The sequence below is a fragment of the Vagococcus xieshaowenii genome (assembly GCF_004792515.1).
In the GTDB taxonomy this organism is placed as follows: Bacteria; Bacillota; Bacilli; order Lactobacillales; family Vagococcaceae; genus Vagococcus_A; species Vagococcus_A xieshaowenii.
Genome location: NZ_CP038865.1, coordinates 1,036,822 through 1,058,505, shown reverse-complemented (window position 1 = coordinate 1,058,505; position 21,684 = coordinate 1,036,822). Strand labels below are relative to the sequence as shown.

22 protein-coding genes and 1 riboswitch are annotated in these 21,684 nt (G+C 34.1%); of the genes, 20 read left to right on the top strand and 2 right to left on the bottom strand.

Features of this window, described 5'->3' with window-relative positions; all coding sequences use genetic code 11:
* Positions 1-32: 32 nt before the first annotated feature.
* The 4 genes from E4Z98_RS05120 to E4Z98_RS05105 all read left to right on the top strand — a co-directional run bounded on the left by E4Z98_RS05120 (position 33) and on the right by E4Z98_RS05105 (position 3,911).
* Positions 33-449 (top strand): MmcQ/YjbR family DNA-binding protein, encoded by a 417-nt coding sequence (locus tag E4Z98_RS05120; protein ID WP_209316310.1) that lies wholly within the window; start codon positions 33-35, stop codon positions 447-449.
* A 694-nt stretch (positions 450-1,143) separates the two neighbouring features.
* Positions 1,144-1,458: a PTS lactose/cellobiose transporter subunit IIA gene (locus E4Z98_RS05115; RefSeq protein WP_135254670.1), complete on the top strand. Its 315-nt coding sequence runs from the start codon at positions 1,144-1,146 to the stop codon at positions 1,456-1,458.
* 97 nt (positions 1,459-1,555) lie between these two features.
* Positions 1,556-3,490 (top strand): BglG family transcription antiterminator, encoded by a 1,935-nt coding sequence (locus E4Z98_RS05110; RefSeq protein WP_135254671.1) that lies wholly within the window; start codon positions 1,556-1,558, stop codon positions 3,488-3,490.
* Positions 3,491-3,575: 85 nt separating this feature from the next.
* On the top strand, positions 3,576-3,911 hold the full coding sequence (locus E4Z98_RS05105; RefSeq protein ID WP_135254672.1) for a hypothetical protein: 336 nt from the start codon (positions 3,576-3,578) through the stop codon (positions 3,909-3,911).
* A 46-nt stretch (positions 3,912-3,957) separates the two neighbouring features.
* Here the strand turns inward: E4Z98_RS05105 and E4Z98_RS05100 are convergent, their stop codons facing one another.
* The gene (locus E4Z98_RS05100) at positions 3,958-5,304 is read right to left on the bottom strand and encodes an Nramp family divalent metal transporter (RefSeq protein ID WP_135254673.1); all 1,347 of its coding nucleotides are present in this window, start codon (positions 5,302-5,304) and stop codon (positions 3,958-3,960) included.
* A gap of 358 nt (positions 5,305-5,662) precedes the next feature.
* On the opposite strand from E4Z98_RS05100, the gene E4Z98_RS05095 reads away from it, so the two are divergent.
* The 9 genes from E4Z98_RS05095 (at position 5,663) to E4Z98_RS05055 (ending at position 14,087) form a co-directional block, all read left to right on the top strand.
* Entirely contained in the window at positions 5,663-7,099 is a 1,437-nt protein-coding gene (locus tag E4Z98_RS05095) for an NCS2 family permease (protein ID WP_135254674.1), read from the top strand.
* Between the two features lie 135 nt (positions 7,100-7,234).
* Positions 7,235-8,116: a CvfB family protein gene (locus tag E4Z98_RS05090; protein ID WP_135254675.1), complete on the top strand. Its 882-nt coding sequence runs from the start codon at positions 7,235-7,237 to the stop codon at positions 8,114-8,116.
* 64 nt (positions 8,117-8,180) lie between these two features.
* A complete protein-coding gene (locus E4Z98_RS05085) occupies positions 8,181-9,374 on the top strand; it encodes an MFS transporter (RefSeq protein WP_167790930.1) in 1,194 nt (397 codons plus the stop codon).
* Between the two features lie 99 nt (positions 9,375-9,473).
* Positions 9,474-9,914, top strand: coding sequence for a ferric iron uptake transcriptional regulator (gene fur, locus E4Z98_RS05080; RefSeq protein WP_135254677.1), 441 nt, complete (start codon positions 9,474-9,476; stop codon positions 9,912-9,914).
* Positions 9,915-10,015: 101 nt separating this feature from the next.
* Positions 10,016-10,906 (top strand): site-specific tyrosine recombinase XerD, encoded by an 891-nt coding sequence (gene xerD, locus E4Z98_RS05075; protein WP_135254678.1) that lies wholly within the window; start codon positions 10,016-10,018, stop codon positions 10,904-10,906.
* A gap of 68 nt (positions 10,907-10,974) precedes the next feature.
* Positions 10,975-11,739: a segregation/condensation protein A gene (locus tag E4Z98_RS05070; RefSeq protein ID WP_135254679.1), complete on the top strand. Its 765-nt coding sequence runs from the start codon at positions 10,975-10,977 to the stop codon at positions 11,737-11,739.
* Between the two features lie 8 nt (positions 11,740-11,747).
* Positions 11,748-12,392 carry an SMC-Scp complex subunit ScpB gene (scpB, locus tag E4Z98_RS05065; RefSeq protein ID WP_135254869.1) on the top strand — a complete coding sequence of 215 codons (645 nt, stop codon included), beginning with the start codon at positions 11,748-11,750 and terminating at the stop codon, positions 12,390-12,392.
* Between the two features lie 27 nt (positions 12,393-12,419).
* Positions 12,420-13,148, top strand: a complete 729-nt coding sequence (locus tag E4Z98_RS05060; RefSeq protein ID WP_135254680.1) for a pseudouridine synthase — start codon at positions 12,420-12,422, stop codon at positions 13,146-13,148.
* A gap of 85 nt (positions 13,149-13,233) precedes the next feature.
* A riboswitch (FMN riboswitch) is annotated at positions 13,234-13,363 on the top strand.
* Between the two features lie 127 nt (positions 13,364-13,490).
* Positions 13,491-14,087 carry an ECF transporter S component gene (locus E4Z98_RS05055; RefSeq protein ID WP_241856667.1) on the top strand — a complete coding sequence of 199 codons (597 nt, stop codon included), beginning with the start codon at positions 13,491-13,493 and terminating at the stop codon, positions 14,085-14,087.
* 14 nt (positions 14,088-14,101) lie between these two features.
* Here E4Z98_RS05055 and E4Z98_RS05050 read toward each other — a convergent pair whose 3' ends face one another.
* The gene (locus tag E4Z98_RS05050) at positions 14,102-14,320 is read right to left on the bottom strand and encodes a ferredoxin (RefSeq protein ID WP_135254681.1); all 219 of its coding nucleotides are present in this window, start codon (positions 14,318-14,320) and stop codon (positions 14,102-14,104) included.
* A 28-nt stretch (positions 14,321-14,348) separates the two neighbouring features.
* Here E4Z98_RS05050 and E4Z98_RS05045 point away from each other — a divergent pair, with 28 nt between their 5' ends.
* From E4Z98_RS05045 to E4Z98_RS05015, 7 genes are all read left to right on the top strand, one after another.
* Positions 14,349-15,428 (top strand): helix-turn-helix domain-containing protein, encoded by a 1,080-nt coding sequence (locus E4Z98_RS05045; protein WP_135254682.1) that lies wholly within the window; start codon positions 14,349-14,351, stop codon positions 15,426-15,428.
* Positions 15,412-16,851: a RecQ family ATP-dependent DNA helicase gene (locus tag E4Z98_RS05040; protein WP_135254683.1), complete on the top strand. Its 1,440-nt coding sequence runs from the start codon at positions 15,412-15,414 to the stop codon at positions 16,849-16,851. The genes E4Z98_RS05045 and E4Z98_RS05040 overlap by 17 nt, the downstream gene beginning before the upstream one ends.
* An 80-nt stretch (positions 16,852-16,931) precedes the next feature.
* Positions 16,932-17,642, top strand: coding sequence for a LysM peptidoglycan-binding domain-containing protein (locus tag E4Z98_RS05035; protein ID WP_167790931.1), 711 nt, complete (start codon positions 16,932-16,934; stop codon positions 17,640-17,642).
* Between the two features lie 102 nt (positions 17,643-17,744).
* Positions 17,745-18,413, top strand: coding sequence for a (d)CMP kinase (gene cmk / locus E4Z98_RS05030; RefSeq protein WP_135254685.1), 669 nt, complete (start codon positions 17,745-17,747; stop codon positions 18,411-18,413).
* 108 nt (positions 18,414-18,521) lie between these two features.
* Positions 18,522-19,724: a 30S ribosomal protein S1 gene (gene rpsA, locus E4Z98_RS05025; protein ID WP_135254686.1), complete on the top strand. Its 1,203-nt coding sequence runs from the start codon at positions 18,522-18,524 to the stop codon at positions 19,722-19,724.
* A gap of 160 nt (positions 19,725-19,884) precedes the next feature.
* Complete coding sequence (gene der, locus E4Z98_RS05020; RefSeq protein WP_135254687.1) at positions 19,885-21,195, top strand: ribosome biogenesis GTPase Der; 1,311 nt, start codon at positions 19,885-19,887, stop codon at positions 21,193-21,195.
* Between the two features lie 181 nt (positions 21,196-21,376).
* Positions 21,377-21,652: an HU family DNA-binding protein gene (locus tag E4Z98_RS05015; RefSeq protein WP_135254688.1), complete on the top strand. Its 276-nt coding sequence runs from the start codon at positions 21,377-21,379 to the stop codon at positions 21,650-21,652.
* Positions 21,653-21,684 lie beyond the last annotated feature (32 nt).

Genomic DNA, 21,684 nt, shown 5'->3' with positions numbered 1-21,684 from the left:
ATTAGAGTATTCAGAAAGTGAGGGGGCTATTTATGACTGTGCAACAAAGGATGGACTATTTAATCAGACAGGTAACTCATCTTCCCTATGCCAAAGTCTATTTACGTGAGGATTGGAACGTTTATTATTTCGATATTTTTGGTAAGATGTTTGGCTTAATGTCCCCAGAAGCAACCACAACTAGTTCTATATCGTTAAAAAATATACCAGAGCAAAACGAAGAATGGCGAGAACTATATCCAACTATTGTTACACCAGGCTTCCATCTGAATAAAAAACATTGGAATACCATCCTATTAGATCAAGATGAAATTGCTGATGAGGTGTTAGGGCAATTATTAACGAAGTCCTTTGAGTTAGTCTGCGCTAACTTAAAAAAAGAGCAAAAAGAATGGATTAGTAAGAGAAAGCATGAGTGCACCATTAGCATCAATAATGAAATATCATGACGTGTAGTATTATCTAACGTCTATTAATGATGTGATTATGAATTTTTTTATATTTTGATTTATTTGTGACGTATAATTTGGGGATATATGCTGATTTGTAGTATGATAAAGGCAGTTAGAGGAACTTGTGTTATTTTAAAAGGTTTCAATTTGATAGCAGATGAGGTGCTAGAAAGTTAATGAATCGTTTTATGGCCAAGCAAGTAATCTCTCAAAGTTAAAAATCAAGAAATCAATTACCCCCAATTTTTGTTTCTTGAGCGTCAAATAGATTATGGGCCATCCTCCCATGTCTATATATTTTGACAACTCCCTTTTAATACTGTACTGGCTGAAAATTAGTTGAATCAACTAAAAGAGTAAGCACAAAAAAAGACTGCTTTAGCAGTCTTTTTTTGTGTATCGTGTTTTTATAACGTGTATTAAATAACGGGTGGTTAATGGGATTCTCTTGTTTAAATAATGAATATTTAATTATATATAACATAACTTTCCTATTTGATAGGAAAGAGTTGAGTTGTACATATGAAGTAGAACTTATAAACTATAAGTATTAATTGTTGATGATTATTTACATAGTTTTATTGAATAGTTTGTAACAAGTAGTTAAAAAGAGGGCATCGTTTAACAAGTAAAAAAGATTTATATTGGTTGATTTAGGGAGAAGATCATTGATTTCAGGGGAGGAAATAGTATGAAATTAGCAGTTAATGAATATATAGAAGATTATACCGTTCGTTTAGTTCTAATGATTGGTGATATTAGGGAGAAAATTAATCAATCGTTAGACAGTGCGTTAGATAAAGATTTTGATGACGCTTATCGTTATTTGAATGAAGCAGAACATGATTTATATCAAGCAATATTAGTTTCTAGCAAAAAAATAACGATGTTAAATGAGTTGTCCTCAGAAGAAAAAAACTATAGCGCAATTGTATTGAATATGTTATCGGCAATTGAGCAAGATTTTAAAAGTATGCAACAGCTTATTCCTTTATTAGAAGATTAATGAAGCATTATAGTTATCTAATTGTATCATTTTACATAAGGTAACATAATGAGTAAAATCAAGGTATCACTAATAATGGTTTAGGAGGGTATATTCGATGAAGGAGTTTCAATTAGTAGAAGAATTAAGGAAGAGTTCTATACCTATTTCTTCATCCGTGCTCTCAAAAAAAATGGCTGTTTCAACTCGTACTATTCGTAACTATGTCAGTAGAATCAATCAACATTTTGAAACGCCAGTTATCATATCGAGTTCTAAAGGCTACTTATTAAAAAAAAGTTATTATGAAGCTGTGATGTTTCACTATTTGGATTCACCCGCGAATAACTTTGTGGAGCGTAGAAAATTATTGATTAGACAGATTTTATTGACTCCTGAAGGGATTAATTGGGATATTGTATTAGAAGAGATGAACGTCTCAGAAGCTACTTTAAAGAACGATTTAAAAAGCGTGGTACACTATTTTTATAAAAATGAGTTGCAGATCAAAAAAAATAACAATATCATAAAATTATCAGGCGAAGAAATACAAATCAGGAAATTAATGAAAGAAATATTTGAAGAAGAAGGCTGCGATGTTATCTCATCCTTTTTCAAAAATCAAGATTTATTAACGGATGATGAAGTAGACATACTTCGCCAAATTGTTCAAACAACGTTTAATCGCCGTCATCTAGTAACGGTTGATTTTGTTATGGGGCAATTAATTCGTTATTTAGTGATAACGATCAGTCGATTGCAAAGAAACTGTTCGTTACTAACAACCAATAAACCAGTTAATAGAGAATCTACTGGTTATCAATTATCTGTCGAAATTATGGAAGAACTTTCACTCGCTTTTTCCTTTAAGTATTCGCAAGCCGAGATTGATAACTTGAGTCTATTAATTGTTGGCAATACTATTAATCCGCATGAATTGAGAATTTTAGATGAAGTTATTGAGCCATCATTTCTTCAGCGAATGGATGGTATTTTAAAAGATATTCATTTAGTTTATGGGATTAATTTTATGATGGATGGTTTTCGATCTCGTTTTATTTTACATGTATATGGTCTAATTGAACGGATAAATAAAGGCGAATTAATCGACAATCCAATGCTAAATTTAATGAATACTAAAGATCTACTTGTCTACGATTTAGCGTTGTATGTAGGAAATAAGCTCAAAAATGAAATTGGCCTTGATATACCGGAAGAGGAATTATTATTTTTATCTATTTTATTCGGTGTTTTTTTAGAAGAAGAAGTCGAATTTGAGCCTGTTACAATAGGTATTGTATCACCATCAATTTCTTATCAGCATTTAGAAAATAAATTAATTAGAAAATTAGAGTATTATTATGGTGATAAAATAGCCGTTAATCAATTAGTAGATGCCTACTCAGAAATAAACGACCTATTAGATACCGATATTATTGTTTCTACAATTCCGTATAAAGGAACTGATCATCAAGAAGTTGTAAATGTTTCCCTTTTTATTACGGAATTAGATATCCAAAAAATTGAAAAGAAAATTGTGGCTTTAAGAATTAAGCGTAAAATTGATTATTATCAAGAGCTGACGTATCAATTTTTTGATGAGACATTTTTTTATCAAGGTTTATCGATTAATCATAAGGATAGGTTAATTGACAAAATGGGGAAAGATTTTTTAAGAGAAGGTATTGTTTGCCCTTCATTTATTCAATCGCTTAATGATAAAGAAGCCATCTCACCGTCGATTATCCAAAATGTGGCCATGCCACATTCATTAAATCGAGATGCTAAGGAGACTAAAATCTCGGTTTGGTATGATTGTTCGTCTCGAGGCATTAAATGGGAAGAAGACTGTGTAGTACTTGTTCTATTATTGGCCATCAATCAAGAGCAACAATACGAACTAAATGATTATTTCCATTTATTGTTCGGTATTTTATCAGAAAAACAAGCAGTTCAACAATTAATTAATCAAAAAAGTTTTCCGTTATTTATAAAGAAATTAAATGAGCTGATAAAAAATGAAGTTGAAAAAATCTATATGATTAACAAATAACCTGCTTTTTGGGTTATTTGTTTTTTTATTTGTTTTGAATTATTATAAGAAAGCACGAATAAAAAGATATGAGGATGACACAATCATGCGTAACAAACAAGAAATAATCACTTTAATCATGGATATAGTAAAAGAATACTGGGTGTTGGTGGTCTTTACATTGGTTCTTACGATCGTATTACCTGTTATTTACAAAAAAACTAAAAAAATTTTAAGAAAAATCAAACACCAAATTATTTATCATTATACAGGTATCATCGTTTTAGCTATTATGCCAATGGTACAAGAATTTTTATATAAGCAAGCTATTATAAAAAAAATACCGACAATAGGTTCTATAAATCTCGTAACATTAATCATGGCAGCGTTATCGATTAATCTAACAAGAATTGTTGCTAAGCAATTAAATAGAAGGTTTTAAAAAAGCCTCATCAATTTTTCTTGTGAAGAATTGATGAGGCTTTTTATTATGGGAAAAGTGTTTGGATAATTAATTGGATGTTTAGTACACATAGGGAGACAGTGGCTACCCAACCTAATATAGCTACCCATTTTTTATTTTTGAATTGTGCCCCCATTATTTTTTCAGAGCTAGTAAAGTATACTAGCGGAACCATAGCAATAGGTAAGGCGATACTTAAGAGTACTTGAGAGTATATTAATAGGTTATCTAAAGCCGCTTCATTATCTCCAAAAATATAAGCACAAATGATGACAGGGATAACAGATATTAATCGTGTCACTAAGCGTCTCACCCATGAAGGTATTTTTAAATGAATGAAACCTTCCATTACAATTTGTCCAGTTAGTGTTCCAGTTATAGTAGAGTTTTGTCCTGAAGCAAGTAATGCCACAGCGAACAAGGTGCTTAATAAGGGACTAGCCACACTACCGGCATAATTAGGATCTTGTAACGCATTGTATAAACTTGAGAATGTTCCTAAGCCTTCTCCATTCCCGAAGAACAATGCCCCACCAAGAATTAATAACAAACAATTAACAAAGAAAGCAGCTGACAATTGGATATTTGAATCCCAAGTTGCAAACTTAACGGCTTTAGCGACTTCTTGTTTATTAGACGCATCAATTTTTCGTGATTGAGAAATGGAAGAATGTAGATATAAATTATGTGGCATAACCGTTGCACCAATAATCCCTAGTGACATGGTTAACTCGCCTGGATGTAAAACTTGCTTTTGTGGCATGAATCCTTTGAAGATATCAGGAACATTTGGTTGTGCGATAATAACTTCGTAAAGAAAGACAAATAAAATGACGCCAATTAATAAAACAACGATTGCTTCAATCTTTCTGAACCCTAACTTCATTAAAAACAAAAGAATAAATACATCAAAAACAGTTAAAAGAACGCCGTATAACAAAGGTATTCCGAACAACAAATTAAGTGCGATAGCACCACCTATAACTTCAGCGATATCAGTTGCCATAATCGCTAACTCTGCAATTATCCATAAGAAGAATGACATTTTCTTACCGGTAAGATGTTGAGTAGCTTGAGCTAAGTCCATTTGTGTCACAATGCCTAATTTTGCAGACATATATTGTAATAACATGGCAATTAAACTAGATAATAAAATAATTGAAAGTAGTAAGTAACCGTATTTTGCGCCTCCTCCAATAGACGTAATCCAGTTTCCAGGATCCATGTAGCCAACTGCCACTAAGGCACCAGGACCTGAAAAAGCTAATAGATTTTTGAAAAAACTTTTGTCTGTTGGAACGTCAATAGATTGATTAATCTCACTTAAGCTTTTATGTGGTGGATTATTTTTGGTTGATTGAGTAGCGGACATAAAAACCCTCCTTTTTTTTAGGTTTGCCTAAATCTGTTAATATCGTACACCCTAATATAAAATAAATCAATCAAAAAACGCTCAATAATTGTTTTTTGTATGAATGGACGATTTGTTAGAGATGAGGAAGATTTTAGAGAAGAATAGATTAGAAATATAATGTTTTGCACGCTAACTACCTATCCGTTTAATAATTAAACGTCTAAACACGAACATTAATCATAATGTATATAGATAAAGTTCACAAAAGTGTTGCATTTTGTTTATTTTATTCATATAATTAATTTATTCATTAAATATGAACAATATTAAATCAGAAGGGTTAATTGTTCGTAAAAAACATAAAAGGGGAATCATAATGGATAAGTTTTTTAAACTGAAAGAAAATGGTACAACAGTCTCAAGAGAGGTAATAGCTGGATTTACTACGTTTTTTGCTATGAGCTACATTTTATTTGTAAATCCTAATATTTTATCGCAGTCTGGCATGCCATTTCAGGCAGTATTTTTAGCAACAATTATTTCTTCAATTATCGGAACATTAGTAATGGGATTATTTGCAAACGTTCCTTACGCGCAAGCACCAGGTATGGGGCTTAATGCATTCTTTACATTTACTGTCGTATTTGGTTTAGGCTATTCTTGGCAACAAGCATTAGGAATGGTATTTTTATGTGGAATTATTAATATTTTAATTACAGTAACAAAAATAAGAAAAATGATTATCAAAGCAATTCCTGAAAGTTTACAACATGCCATCGGTGGAGGTATCGGTATCTTTGTTGCCTATGCAGGGTTGAAAAGTGCTAATTTATTAACGTTCTCAGGTGATGCTGGCTCTATTACAAGTTCAATTGTAGATGGCGATCAAGCTGTTAACGTTACAGTTAATGGTGGGATTGTTCCCGGCTTAGCGATGTTTAATAGCCCAGGAATGATTTTAGCAGTGATTGGTTTAGTGTTAACGATTATCTTAGTGGCTCTTGATGTTAAAGGTGGTATTTTAATTTCAATCATTGGGACAACGATTATCGGTATTTTTATGGGTGTGGTTGATTTATCAGCTATTGATTTCAAAAACAATTCGTTAGGTAGCTCAATTAAAGAGTTAGGCACAACGTTTGGTGCGGCGTTTGGTTCAGAAGGATTACCAAGTCTATTTGAGAATGCACAACGTATTCCGTTAGTGTTAATGACCATTTTAGCGTTTAGTTTATCAGATACCTTTGATACAATCGGCACATTTATTGGGACTGGACGAAAAACAGGTATTTTCAGTGCTGAAGATGAAGCAGCACTTGAAAACAGTACTGGAATGAAATCTAAGATGGATCGTGCGTTATTTGCAGATGCCATTGCAACATCAATTGGTGCTGTGTTTGGTACGTCTAATACAACGACGTTTGTAGAAAGTGCTGCCGGTATTGGGGCGGGTGGACGTACAGGATTAACGTCTGTGGTAGTTGCTGTCTTATTCGCTTTGAGTAGTTTATTTGCTCCATTAATTTCAATTGTTCCTGCTCAAGCAACGGCACCAGTTTTAATCGTTGTAGGTATTATGATGTTAAGCTCATTTAAAGAAATTAATTGGGATAACTTAGACGAAGCAATTCCAGCATTTTTCGCTTCAATCTTTATGGGATTATCATTTAGTATTTCTTATGGAATTGCGGTTGGTTTCATTTTCTACGTGATTCTAAAAGTAATCAAAGGAAGAATGAAAGAAGTGGCACCTATTGTTTGGGTAATCACAGCTTTATTTATCTTAAATTTCATTATTATGAGTGTTTTATAATAAATGTCTTAAAACTTTTGGAGTTTGTGCTAAATTTTAGTGCAAACTCTTTTTATTTTTTGCTAATTTGTGTTTCGGTACAGGGATTATGATATAATAAAGCGTAAATAAACATAATAGAATCGAGTGAAATGTATGAAAGACTTATTAGGGACTGTATGGACAGGCTTGATTATCGATGAAAACGATATATCATATTTTGTCCAGAAAAATGGTTACACGTTTAAATTAGCCAAATCAGAAGGCGAACACGCATTAGGTGAAGCAGTTGAAGGATTTGCTTATTTAAATCAAAAAAGTGAAGGCGCATTAACAACGCAAATTCCTGAAATCGTTAAAGGAAAATATGGCTTTGTAGATGTTGTTGGCACACGCCGTGACTTGGGTGCGTTTGTAGACATTGGTCTTAAAGATAAAGATATTGCGTTATCTTCAGATGAATTGCCAGCAATGAAAGAATTATGGCCGAAAAAAGATGATCGTTTATATGTCACGTTGCGTACAGATGATAAAGATCGCTTATGGGCGGAACTAGCCGATGAAGAGTTGGTTGCAGCGATGAGTCGTCCAGCAACTGAAGAGATGCATAATAAGGATGTTATAGGGACGGTTTACCGTGTGAAAGTTGTTGGGACGTTTGTTTTAACCGAAGACTATCACTTAGCCTTTATCCATCCGTCTGAACGTTTTAATGAACCAAGACTTGGAGAAAAAGTAACGGGTCGTGTTATTGGTATCAGACCAGATGGCATGCTTAATATCTCACTTAAACCACGTGCGCATGAAGTAATTTCTGACGATGCGAATATGATTTTGACTTTCCTACGTCAATCTCGTGATGGTAAAATCCCTTATACGGACAAATCAACACCAGAGGAAATTAAAGAAATGTTTGCGATAAGCAAAGCACAATTTAAACGTGCATTAGGTAGTTTATTGAAAGCTAGAAAAATTAAACAAGAAAATGGTTTTACTATTTTACTTGAAGAAGCAACAGAAACAACTAGCGATAAATAATAAACTTTGAGATAAAGGGTGTGAAGCTATGTTTCACATCCTCTTTTTTTGGGAGGGGAACGTTTTGTTAGGTAAAAATAAATCAGTTTTTGGTATCATGAGTGTTATTCAAGGATTGTACTGGATAATTTTTTGTAGTGTTAGTGGATTTGCTACGGTTTATATGTTAGATAGGGGCATTAACGATGGAGAAGTAGGGACAATTATTGCTGTAGCTTGTTTTATTTCGGTTTTTGTTCAATTTGGGTCCGGATTTATAATAGAAAAAATCCCTAAATTGACATTGAAAAGGATGATTGTTGGTAGTACGTGTTTAATGGCGCTTATTAATATATTGCTTATGTTATTCCATGAATCTAATCTGGTGATTGGGACGTTATATTGCATAGCGGTGATATTACTCTACAATATTCAACCGTTAATGACTAGTTTAGTTTATGAATATGATAATGCTGGATATCATGTATCGTTTTCGGTGACTAGAGGGATTGGGTCCGGAGCGTATGCTCTTACATCATTTCTTTTAGGTGGGTGGTTGGCTAAGCACTCAAGTCTGACAATTCCAATAGTGACCATATTGGCATCTCTTTTATTATTGAGTTTATTGTTCGCGCTTCCAAAGATTGAGGAAGTGCCTAAAGAAATGGTAGTTAATAAGTTAGATGATAGTAAGAGTAGTAATCGTCTATTAAAACGTTATCCTAGCTTATTGCCATTAATTATTGCGATTGCCTTAGTGTTTACCTTTCATAATTTAGTCAATGTCTTTTTACCACAAATTATTAGTAGTGTTAACGGGGGACAAAGTCAAATTGGTTATGCAATCGCCATCGCAAGTGCCGTAGAAATTCCAGTGATGTTTGGCTTTCAGTGGCTAGAAAAGAAATTTAATGTTAGAAATTTATTGCTAATTTCAGTGGTCTTTTTCCTAATTAGAAGTGTGTTGTATTTAATAGCTGGAAGTTTTACGCAAATTATTCCTGTCCAATTACTGCAAATGTTCTCATTTGCTTTAATTACGCCGGCTTATGCTCACTATATTAATCTGATAATGGATGAAAAAGATAATGTTAAAGGGCAATCGTTTGTAATGGCGGCTCTTACATTTGGTAATGTCGTGGGAAGTTTCGTAGGTGGACAAATTATCACTCATTATGGCGTTAAAACAATGTTAGCGTTTGGGGTTGTTGTTATGGTTTTAGGTGTTTTATCAATGTTTTATAGTATGAAAGTCGATAAAAACTGTCGAACCCAATAGAATTCTTGCTTAATCAGACAAACTATTTTATAATCATTATAAATAGTTTGTCTGATTTTTTGTGATAAATAATAATTATTATAAATAAGAGGTGTTAGAATGACAGAAACACAACTAGAATCTATTCGTAAACAATTACATGAAGGTGGCTATAAACTAACACCTCAACGAGAAGCCACTGTTCAAGTGCTAATTGAGAATGAAAAAGACCATTTAACAGCAGAAGAAATTTATTTATTAGTTAAATTAAAAAGTCCAGATATAGGTTTAGCAACTGTTTACCGTACGTTAGAGATGCTAACGGAACTGAAAATTATTGATAAAATTAGTTTTACTGACGGTGTTGCACGCTACGATTTGAGAAAAGAAGGGGCGAAGCACTTTCATCATCATTTACTTTGTTTAGAATGTGGTGATATTCAAGAAATAGAAGATGATTTGTTATTAGAAGTAGAAAAAACTGTTGAACGAGATTTTCGTTTTCGCGTAACGGATCATCGATTGACGTTTCATGGTATTTGCCATAAGTGTCAATCATAATAGAAAGTAACTAAAAAGGAGATGAAACGTGTTTCATCTCCTTTTTAGTTTTGGTATAATAGTTTACATAATATATATACGGTTAAAACAAGGAGGTTAGTATGAAACAAGTAATCGAAGAGTATCTACATCATTTAAAAGTTGAGAGAGGATTATCCAAAAATAGTATTGAGAGCTATACTAGAGATTTAATGCAATACGCAACTTTTTTAGAAGAAGAAGCTATTGAGGAGTGGCAATCAGTTGATCGTTATCATGTTCTTGCCTTTTTAAAAAAGTTAAATGATGAAGGAAAGTCTGCTGCCACAAGTATCAGAATGGTTTCTACTTTGAGAAAGTTCCATCAGTTTTTAAGAATTGAGAGGCTAACAGATCATGATCCTATGCAATATGTCGAAACACCTAAAAAGGGTCGCACGTTGCCAAAAACATTGTCTTTGGAAGAAGTGGAAAAAATTATCAATGCTCCTGATACACAATCTATTTTAGGTATACGTGACCGTGCTATTTTTGAAGTGATGTATGCAACTGGCTTACGTGTGACAGAGTTAATCACCTTGAAATTGGATGATTTACATTTATCGTTAGGCTTAATTCAAACGATTGGTAAAGGCGATAAGGAGCGGATTATTCCGTTAGGTGATCACGCTATTAAATGGATCACGACCTATCTAGATGAAGCACGTCCTTTACTTGCAGATGCCAGAAAGCCAACAGATATTTTGTTTTTAAATCACCGAGGTGGAGGATTCACACGACAAGGGATATGGAAGAATTTAAAACAGTATGTGGTTCAAACGGGTATAAAAAGTGAGGTAACACCTCATACACTACGCCATAGTTTTGCTACACATCTATTAGAAAATGGAGCAGATTTAAGAGTGGTTCAAGAGCTATTAGGTCATTCAGATATTTCAACGACACAAATTTACACGCACATTACGAAGAAACGAATGGCAGAAGTCTATAAGCAATATTTTCCTCGTGCATAAATCATTACACGTTCAGCTAGTTAGTATGCTATAATACATAAGTTAATCATGCATGAAAGGTGTCGGAAATGACGGAATTAAATTTAAAATTAGAGGTATTTGAAGGACCTCTAGATCTACTATTGCATTTGATAAAAACCTTAGAAGTGGATGTTTATGATATTCCAATTGCGGAGATTACTTCACAATACATGAAGTTTATTCATTCGATGAAAGAGCTTCAGCTGGAAGTAGCTGGGGAATACATGGTGATGGCAGCAACACTTATGTCTATTAAAAGTAAAATGCTATTGCCAAAGCAAGAACTAATGATGGATGATGAATTATTAATGGATGAAGAAGAAGATCCACGTGAAGCATTGGTCGCACAATTATTGGAATATAGGAAATTTAAATATGCAGCAGGGGTATTGAAAGAAAAAGAACATCAAAGAGGCGACTATTATTCTAAAGAGCCCATGGATTTGGATCACTATCAAGAAGAAATCCCTGAATTAGAACCAGATCAAGTAACTACGATTGATTTATTTTTTGCTTTTCATGATATTTTAGAAAGACGTAAACATAAAATGACACAAGAAACAACGATTAGACCGGATAAAAATTCTATAGAAGAACAGATGAACTGGATTGAATCAAAATTAAATGAAGTCTCTACATCTCATAAAGGTTTATCGTTTGAGTCTCTATTCATTACATTTAGCAAAAGTGAAATTGTGACAACTTTTATGGCAATGCTAGAATTGATAAAGAAAAAAACAATCATTGCTAAACAAGTAGAACCCTATGCTCCAATAGTATTATTTCAAACAAGTATAGAAGAGGTGGAGTAACAAAAATGATGTCTTTACAAAGCAAAATAGAAGCGTTATTATTTGTCGTTGGGCAAGAGGGCATTTCCATCGATGAATTGGCCTACTATACCCACCAACCAACTAATGTTATTTATGAAGAAATAGAACAATTATCTCAAAAGTATTTAGCAGATGCTCAATGTGCGCTTAATATATTAGAAGTAGGTACCCATTATGTGTTAACAACAAAAAAAGAAATGGCTGATTTGCTTAAAACCTATGCCCAGTCTTCGCTGTCACATAATCTATCACAAGCAGCGCTTGAATCTTTATCAATTATCGCCTATAAACAACCCATTACGCGTGTAGAAATTGATGATATCCGTGGCGTTCAATCGTCAGGGTCTTTACAAAAGTTGTTGGCGCGTAATTTAATTGAAGAACGTGGGCGTATGGATGGACCGGGTCGTCCAATTTTATACGGCACAACGAACTATTTTATGAATTATTTTGGGTTAGAGTCACTTGATCAATTACCATCCATCGATGAAATGGAAAAAGAATTTGCAGATGATATGCCGACTGATTTGTTTTTTGATAAATTAAAAGAAGAACTCAATGATCAAGATGCGTTTGACTCACATGATTTAACCGACTATTTAAATGAACAACAAGACGAAATTAGCGAGTAGATCTCGCGAAAGGATGATAAAACAAATATGGAAGAAGTTAGATTACAGAAATTTCTAGCTCAAAGCGGTGTTGCTTCGAGAAGAAAATCAGAGGAATTAATTGCACAAGGTAAAGTAACCGTTAATGGTAAAAAAGTAACGGAAATGGGAGTTAAAGTTACCAAGAAAGATGTTATCGAGGTTAATGGAATCCCATTAACACGTGAAGAAAATGTTTATTTCATGCTATACAAACCAAGAGGGGTTGTTTCAACCGTATCAGATGATAAAGATCGTACGGTAGTGACGGACTTTTTACCAGGTGTACATGAACGTATTTTCCCAGTTGGACGCTTAGATTACGATACATCAGGTCTGTTATTATTAACCAATGATGGAGAATTCACCAATAAATTAACGCATCCAAGCTATGAGGTAGATAAAATATATGTAGCTAAATTAAAAGGAATTCCTACGCAAAAAGATTTACAAAAAATCGAAAAAGGAATTCGTATTGAAGGACGCAAAACAGCGCCTGCCAAAATCATGGTTTTATCACGTGATAAAGCGAATCAAACAGCAATTGTTGAGCTAACTATTCACGAAGGTCGTAATCACCAAGTTAAAAAAATGATGGAAGCGATTGGTTATCCGGTTGTAAAATTAAAACGTGAACGTTATGGTAATTTAGATCTTAAAGGATTAGCGCCAGGACAATATCGTCGCTTAACACCAAGAGAAGTCAAAGATTTAATGAATTTAGATAAAAACGATTAGTCTTTTATATGATGTTTTTTTAACGTGAACATATTGTATTGTCGTTGTTTTCATGTTAGAATTAAGTCGTAAAAATTAAATAAAGGTTCGTCTTCAGGGGCAGGGTGTAATTCCCGACCGGTGGTTATAGTCCACGACCTGTTCTAGCTTGCTAGAATGGCTGATTTGGTGAAATTCCAAAACCGACAGTATAGTCTGGTATAAAGAGGATTGAGCTTATTTGACTAGCTTTCAAATAAGATAATTCGCTATTTTTCTGCCCTTATGTAGAAAAATAGTTTTTTTGTTTGAAAATAGTCTTTGCAGTTCAGTGAAGATGGATCCTTCTAGGAGGGTTTCAGTTTGAAAAAGAGTAAAGTACAAGGTATGGTGATTATCGCCATGCTGGCCGCAGTTTCATTTGTGTTAATGTTTTTTGCATTTCCCGTTTTACCAGCTGTTTCATTTATGAGAGTGGATTTTAGTGAGATTCCTATTTTATTAGGGACATTCATTTTAGGGCCGCTTGCAGGTATTGGTGTTGCTGTGTTACGATCAATATTGCATTTGTTATCAACAGGTTTTAGCATTCCTAATATGATCGGTGATCTGGCTAGTTTTTTAGCTTCGATTGCATTAAGTATTCCTGTGTATCTTATTTATAAGAAAAAACATACATCGGTTGGTTTGATGACGGGGTTAATTGTGGGTGTGTTAATTTCAACGGTTGTTATGGCAATTGCTAACTATAGTTTCATACTTCCTGTGTATGCTAAATTTGCTGGCTTTGTTCTTCCGGGGACAATGGCAGACTATATATTCTTTGGGGTATTGCCCTTTAATTTAATTAAAGGGGTTATCGTCAACAGTTTATTCTTTGTTGTCTATAAGAGTCTTGCACCATGGCTAAATAAAAAAGAAAAGACTTCTAATTCGTATATAATAAAAGAAGAACGCTAATGAGCGTTCTTCTTTTATTTTTGCAATTTTTCAATAATAATGGCACGAGTGGGACACTTTTTGTAAGCAGCAAGACATTGTGCTTCTAACTCACTTGGGATGGTTTTTTCTAATAATTGATCATCTTCTTGGAAAATGACGATACCATCAGCTGTGTAGTCAAAAATATCTGGTGCTTTTAACTGGCATAGTCCACATGCAATGCATTTTTCTGGTATAATTTTGGTTAACATCTTATCACCCTTATAAAGAGGTATTTCAATGACATATAGTATTGATGATTTTATTTTATCCCTATTTGCTCACGGGAACAAGGTTAGAGCCTCAACACTCTATCAATTATTAAAAGGTAAACGAACAATTTCAATAATATCGTATGGTTATCTATACGATTCGTTACCTTATTTTGCGATTTTTCCTGAATTTCAAGAATATCAATTTAATCAAATAATTAAACGATTATTGCGTAACCAATTACTATTAGAAAGTAATGACAAAGTGGTGATCACCCGTTCAGGTAAGTCCTATTTGGAGCAACATCAAATGAACGTTCCGACATCTACTATTAATGGGTTTAAATATAGCCGTAATGATGAGTTGTTCAAATCAGTTTTACTACTTGTGATACAAGTAAGCTCAGAGTTATCTTTTCATAATAAGCACTACTTGCCGATTGAATTGAATGGTTTTCGCCAAATGCTAGTAAAAAAATGGTTGGCAATGCAACTAGAAAAGCAATCAAAAACAGCGTTGGTGCAATCTTTATCGATTGAATTGACAACAGTTTTAGATTGGCTAGTAGAGGATTCTCTTGAGTCTTCGTTGTTTTTTTCCCAAATTAGTGGGCATGGATTGACGGGGAAAACATTGGCCCAATTAAGTGATGAACTAAACATGAGTCCACTAGAAGCCCTATTAATCGATCGTAATAGTTATCATTTTATTATGGGGAAATTAAATATGAAAGAAACACCGCTTCTAGCAAGTGTTTATCAATTAATTTATCACTATCCGTATAATCAAAGTGCGGCGCAAAGTTATGCGTTATATAAAGAAATACGAGATGTTAATGAAGTAATGCACAGAAGAAGGATTAAGCAGAGCACATTGGATGAGCATTTGTTAGAATTTGCTATTATCGATGAGGCGTTCCCGTTTGAAGACTTCTTATATGAAGAACTTTATGACGAGTTATTGCATCTCAATGAACTATTTCCAAATGAAAAAGAGTGGGTATTTCAAGTGATTGAAAAAAATGCACAAGTGCCGCTGACTTATTTTGAAATGAGGCTTTATCAACTATACAGAAAGAAGATGACGTTAAATGGATCCAGTTATTAAAACGTTAAGACATCGCTTTGGTTTTGAAACCTTTAGAGAAGGTCAAGAAGAAACTATCCGAACGATTATTTCTACACGTCATGTATTAAGTATCCTTCCAACTGGGAGCGGTAAGTCACTCTGTTATCAACTGACAAGCTATTTACTTACTGGTCAGACGATTATTGTTTCTCCGCTTATTTCTTTGATGGAGGATCAAGTTAGACGGTTGATAAAACAGGGTGAAAAAAGTGTCGTTTCAATCAATGGTCAATTATCTGCCGAGGAACGTCAGTGGATTTTTGAACGTTTAGCAACATACAAATTTATTTTTGTTACGCCAGAATCGTTGATGAATAAAGAATTAATCTATCGTTTAAAACGTTTGTCGATTTCTTTATTTGTTGTTGACGAAGCTCATTGTATCTCAACATGGGGGATTGATTTTAGACCGGATTATGAGCGATTACATACCGTTATTCATCAGTTATCCAGCCCTAGAGTATTGGCATTAACTGCTACAGCGACGTCTCACGTGATAAAAGATATTGAGCAGAAATTATATTTAAATAAACCAGTGCATGTAATAAAAACAACTGTTAATCGTCCCAATATTTATTATCATGTAGAAGAAACGAATGGAACGACCAATAAAAATGACTGGTTAGAATCGTTTGTTAAACAATACGCTGGCCCTGGAATGATTTATTGCACAACAAGAAAAGATGCTGAAGGGGTTTATCGTTTTTTGAAGGATAATACGTCAGTTAAGATAGCTTATTATCATGGTGGGATGAACGGCGTGGAACGAGCTAATGTGCAAGAACAGTTTATTAAAGGACAATTGGATTGTTTGGTTGCGACAAGTGCTTTTGGAATGGGGGTTGACAAAGCGGATATACGTTATGTAATTCATTATCAGTTACCTAATAGTCTGGAAGCATTCGTGCAAGAATCCGGTAGGGCTGGTAGAGATGGTAAACAATCGGTTTCTGTCGTTCTTTTTGATGAAAAAGATCAACGGATTCATCACTATTTTAGAAAAGAATTAGAAAATGAATGGCAAACATTTACGCAATTAACGTCATTAAAAGATGTTTCGAAAGAAAATTATTCAGATATTCAAGTTAAATGGTTAGAATATCAATCTAACGAACAATCCAGCAAGGAAGAATTAGAACAACGTATTCAACAACGATTACTTGAGAAACAATTGCAAGTGTCGGAAATGATGACTTTTTTAACAACCGCTACATGTCGTCGTCAAATAATCTCAGATTATTTTGAAGAACCAGCGTTTCCTCATCAAGATATTTGTTGTGATAATTGTAACGAATTAAACAACGAATCATTTCCAATCGATTATTTTCAGACAAAAAATGAAAATAACACAATTATTGGCTTAAAACCCCAAGAAATTATAAAGAAACTGTTTAATTCATAGATTTTTTTTTGAAAATGTTGTACTATTTATTAGGATAGGATAACGATATAGTTAACTACGTATTTAAGGAGGAGTTTTTCTTGGATAAAAACGATAACAAACGCGAGCCGTGGGAAGAACCTATTTATGATACAGAGTCAGAGGATGAATATTCTCGTTCTGGTAAAAAAAATAATTCTAAAGGGAACGCGGGATTCATTACAGTCTTGTTGGCATTATTAATAGCCATTGTGTTACTGATTGTTTTTATTTTTGTGCAAGCAACACGTACACCTGAGTCATCATTAAAAAATGAACCAGGTATTGCTATTCAAACAACAGAGTCAAGTACGAAAGCGAGTGCTTCTTCTACATCAGAAGAAGCCAGCAAAACGAAAGAAACAAAAACAGTTGACTCTGAGAGTGTAGCAAAAGAAAAAGAAGACAAAGAAAAGTCTGAAGAAGAAGCAGCTAAAGCTAAAGAGGCACAAGAACAAGCTGAAGCTGAAAGATTAGCAGCTGAAAAACAAGCACAAGAAGAAGCGGCTAGAGTACAGGCTGAGCAAGAACAACAAGCGGCAGCAGAGCAACAGGCTGCTCAACAAGTTGAACAGAACCAAGCAGAACAACAAGTAGAAACACCAGCAACACCTGAAACTGCAGGAGCAGCGGGTACGTACACTGTTCAACCAGGTGAAGGAATTTACAGAGCAGCTATTAATGCAGGAGTTTCAATGGAAACATTAATGCAATTAAATGGTTTAACACAAGATTCACCATTATCAGCTGGTCAAGTGCTAAGAACTAAATAATTAGTTGATTTGATATTAACTTTGATTTATATGAGAAATATGGGGCTGTGACATTAAGTTGTCACAGCCTCATTTATGGTAAAATATAGGAGTGTGTTTAATATGACCAAAAAAATTAGTATTGCAATTGATGGTCCAGCTTCAGCTGGAAAAAGTACAGTAGCAAAATTATTAGCAAAAAAATTAAATTATGTTTATGTTGATACAGGAGCAATGTACCGCGTGATAACATACGCAACGTTGAAAAATAATATTAATCCTTCTGATGAGAAGGCAATTGTTAAGTTATTAGAGACGATTGAAATAGGTTTTCAATCTAATGACGATGCCCCTCAAACAGTTCTGATGAACGGTGAAGATGTAACAGAAGTGATTCGTGAAGACTTAGTTACAAATAATGTATCGCAAGTTTCTGCCCATGAACAGGTGAGAAAGATTTTAGTGGCCCGTCAACAAGAAATAGGACGTAATGGTGGTGTCGTAATGGATGGCCGTGATATAGGGACAGCTGTTATGCCAAATGCAGAATTAAAAATCTTCTTAGTAGCGAGTGTTGAAGAACGTGCAGAAAGACGTTATAAAGAAAACCTTGCCAAAGGGATGGATGTTGACTTTGAAAAACTTAAACAAGAAATTGCAGATCGTGATCATAAAGATATGACACGTGATGTGTCACCGTTAATTCAAGCAGAGGATGCCAAACTAATCGATACAACTGGCATGTCAATTGAAAAGGTTGTCAATACCATTGAATCGTATCTTGTGATATAATAGTTATATCAAAAATAAGTTATTCTACTAGAATTACTTGATCCAATACGTTAAAATTGTTTTGTAAGAGTAGTTTTAGACTATGGATTAGCAAGGAGGTCAAAAGTTATGTCAGAATTTGGTTTTGAAAACGTAGAAAATACTTCAATGTTAGATGCGCTAGATAGTGTACAAGAGGTACAAATTGGAGATGTTGTCCAAGGAGAAGTTTTACAGATTGAAGACAAACAAGCTTTAGTTGGTATTATTGGAGCAGGCGTTGAGGGGGTAGTTCCACTTAAGGAATTATCAACATTACCTGTAGAAGATATCAACGAGATCATATCAGTAGGAGATGTTTTAGATTTAGTTGTTATTACAACAATCGGTAAAGATAAAGAAAATGGTAACTATCTATTATCTAAACGTCGTCTAGATGCTAAAAAAATCTGGGCTGATATCGAAGAAGATTTCAAAGCAGACCGTATTATCGAAGCGCCAATTACAGATGTTGTAAAAGGTGGTTTAGTAGTTGACGCGGGTGTTAGAGGATTCGTGCCTGCTTCTATGGTTGAAGACCACTATGTTTCGGATTTTTCAGATTATAAAGGCAAAACAATGACATTTAAAATTATTGAAATTGAGCCATCAGAAAATCGTTTGATTTTATCTCACAAAGCGATTGTTGAAGCTGAAAAAGCTGAACTTAAAGATAAATTACTAGCAGATATTACTGAAGGTGCTGTGTTGAACGGGAAAGTTGCTCGTTTAACTGATTTTGGTGCTTTTGTTGATTTAGGTGGCATTGACGGATTAGTTCACGTATCTGAAATTTCACATGCTCATGTAGCAAAACCTGAAGATGCGCTATCTGTTGGCGATGAAGTTGACGTGAAAGTATTATCAGTAGATGCCGATAATGAAAGAATTTCATTATCTATTAAAGAAACACAACCTGGACCTTGGGAAAATGTTGCAGAAAAATTTGTTGTAGGATCAGTTATTTCAGGTGTTGTTAAACGTCTAACAAGCTTTGGTGCTTTTGTTGAGATTGCTCCTGGTGTTGAAGGTCTTGTACATATTTCACAAATTTCACATAAACATATTGCGACACCGCATGAAGTTTTAACAGAAGGTCAAGAAATAGAAGTAAAAGTGTTAGAAGTGAAACCAGAAGAACATCGTATTGCTTTAAGCATTAAAGCTTTAGAAGAAAAAGAAGAACCAATTGTAGAAGAAGAAATCGTTGAAGTATACGAACCTGAGGAAGATTCAGGCTTTACTTTAGGTGATTTACTTGGAAAAGATTTAGAACTTTCTGAAGAAGAATAGTCGTTTTTAAGCAAAAGGATGTGACGTTGTCACATCCTTTTATTATGGACGTATGAGGTGTTATTTAGGCTAAACACAAAATAATAACATAATTTACTTGAATTGCGTGATTCAATTAGGTAAACTATGAAAGTATGACGAAATGGAAGGAGATAAGCTAATGGCAAACCCAACAATTGCAATTGTAGGTAGACCTAACGTAGGGAAATCTACATTGTTTAACCGTATCGCTGGAGAAAGAATTTCCATCGTAGAAGACACACCGGGGGTAACTCGAGATAGAATTTATGCTGTCGGTGAATGGTTAGGAAGAGAATTCAGTATTATTGATACGGGTGGTATCGATCTTGGTGATGAGCCTTTCATGGAACAAATCAAGTATCAAGCTGAAATTGCGATGGAAGAAGCAGATGTAATTATCATGGTATCAAGTGGACGTGAAGGCGTGACTGACGCTGACGAACTTGTTGCACGTATGTTACAACGCTCAACAAAACCCGTTATTTTGGCAGTAAATAAAGTAGATAATCCTGAAATGAGAGCAGATATTTATGATTTTTATTCACTAGGATTAGGTGATCCATATCCAGTATCAGGAAGTCATGGTATTGGACTTGGAGATGTATTAGATGAAGCTGTTAAACACTTTAATACTGAGCAAGAGGAAGAAGATGAAGGGGTAATTAAATTTAGTTTAATTGGTCGTCCTAATGTAGGGAAATCATCTCTTATTAATGCCATTTTAGGTGAAGAACGTGTGATTGTTTCTGATGTTGCGGGTACTACACGTGATGCGATTGATACATCATTTGTATCGGATACTGGTCAAGAATTTTTAATGATTGATACAGCAGGTATGAGGAAACGTGGGAAAGTATACGAATCAACTGAAAAATATAGTGTCATGCGTGCAATGCGTGCGATTGATCGCTCAGACGTTGTTTTAATGGTGCTTAATGCAGAAGAAGGTATTCGTGAATATGATAAACGAATTGCTGGATTCGCTCATGAAGCCGGTAAAGGTATTTTGATTGTTGTTAACAAGTGGGATACGATTGAAAAAGATACGCACACAATGAAAGAATTTGAGGACGAAATTCGTCAAGAATTTAAATACTTAGATTATGCCCCGTTAATTTTTGTTTCAGCTAAAACAAAGCAACGATTAAATAAGTTGCCTGAAATGATTGAACAAATCAGCATGAATCAAAATCTACGTGTCTCTTCATCAGTATTAAATGATATTATCATGGATGCGATTGCGATTAACCCAACGCCTACAGATAAAGGGAAACGTTTGAAGATTTTCTATGCAACACAAGTAGCAGTAAAACCTCCTACTTTCGTTGTTTTTGTGAACGAAGAAGAATTAATGCATTTTTCTTACAATAGATTCTTAGAAAACCAAATTAGACGTGCGTTTCCATTTGAAGGAACACCAATTCACATCATTCCAAGACGTAGAAAATAACTTAATTTGATTCACTTTAATCTACCTTAATAAAAAGTTTAATTAAATAGTCCAAACCCTTGATAATAAAGGGTTTCTATGTTATCTTTGATATGGGTAACAATTTGTTATCTTATGTGTTTATTATCTTTTTATCGATAAGTGTCCAACACTTTAAAATTTACGGAGGTGAATAATAGACATGGCAAACAAAGCAGAATTAATCGAAAAAGTTGTTGAGAAAACAAACTTAACTAAGAAAGACGCTACAGTAGCTGTAGATGCAGTATTTTCATCAGTTCAAGATTTTCTAGCTGAAGGTGAAAAAGTACAAGTTATCGGTTTTGGTAACTTTGAAGTACGTGACCGCGCAGAACGCAAAGGTCGTAACCCTCAAACAGGTGAAGAAATCAGCATTCCAGCAAGCAAAGTTCCTGCATTTAAACCAGGTAAAGCTTTAAAAGACGCTGTTAAATAATTACCTAAACCCCCACTAAAAACGCTCATGGT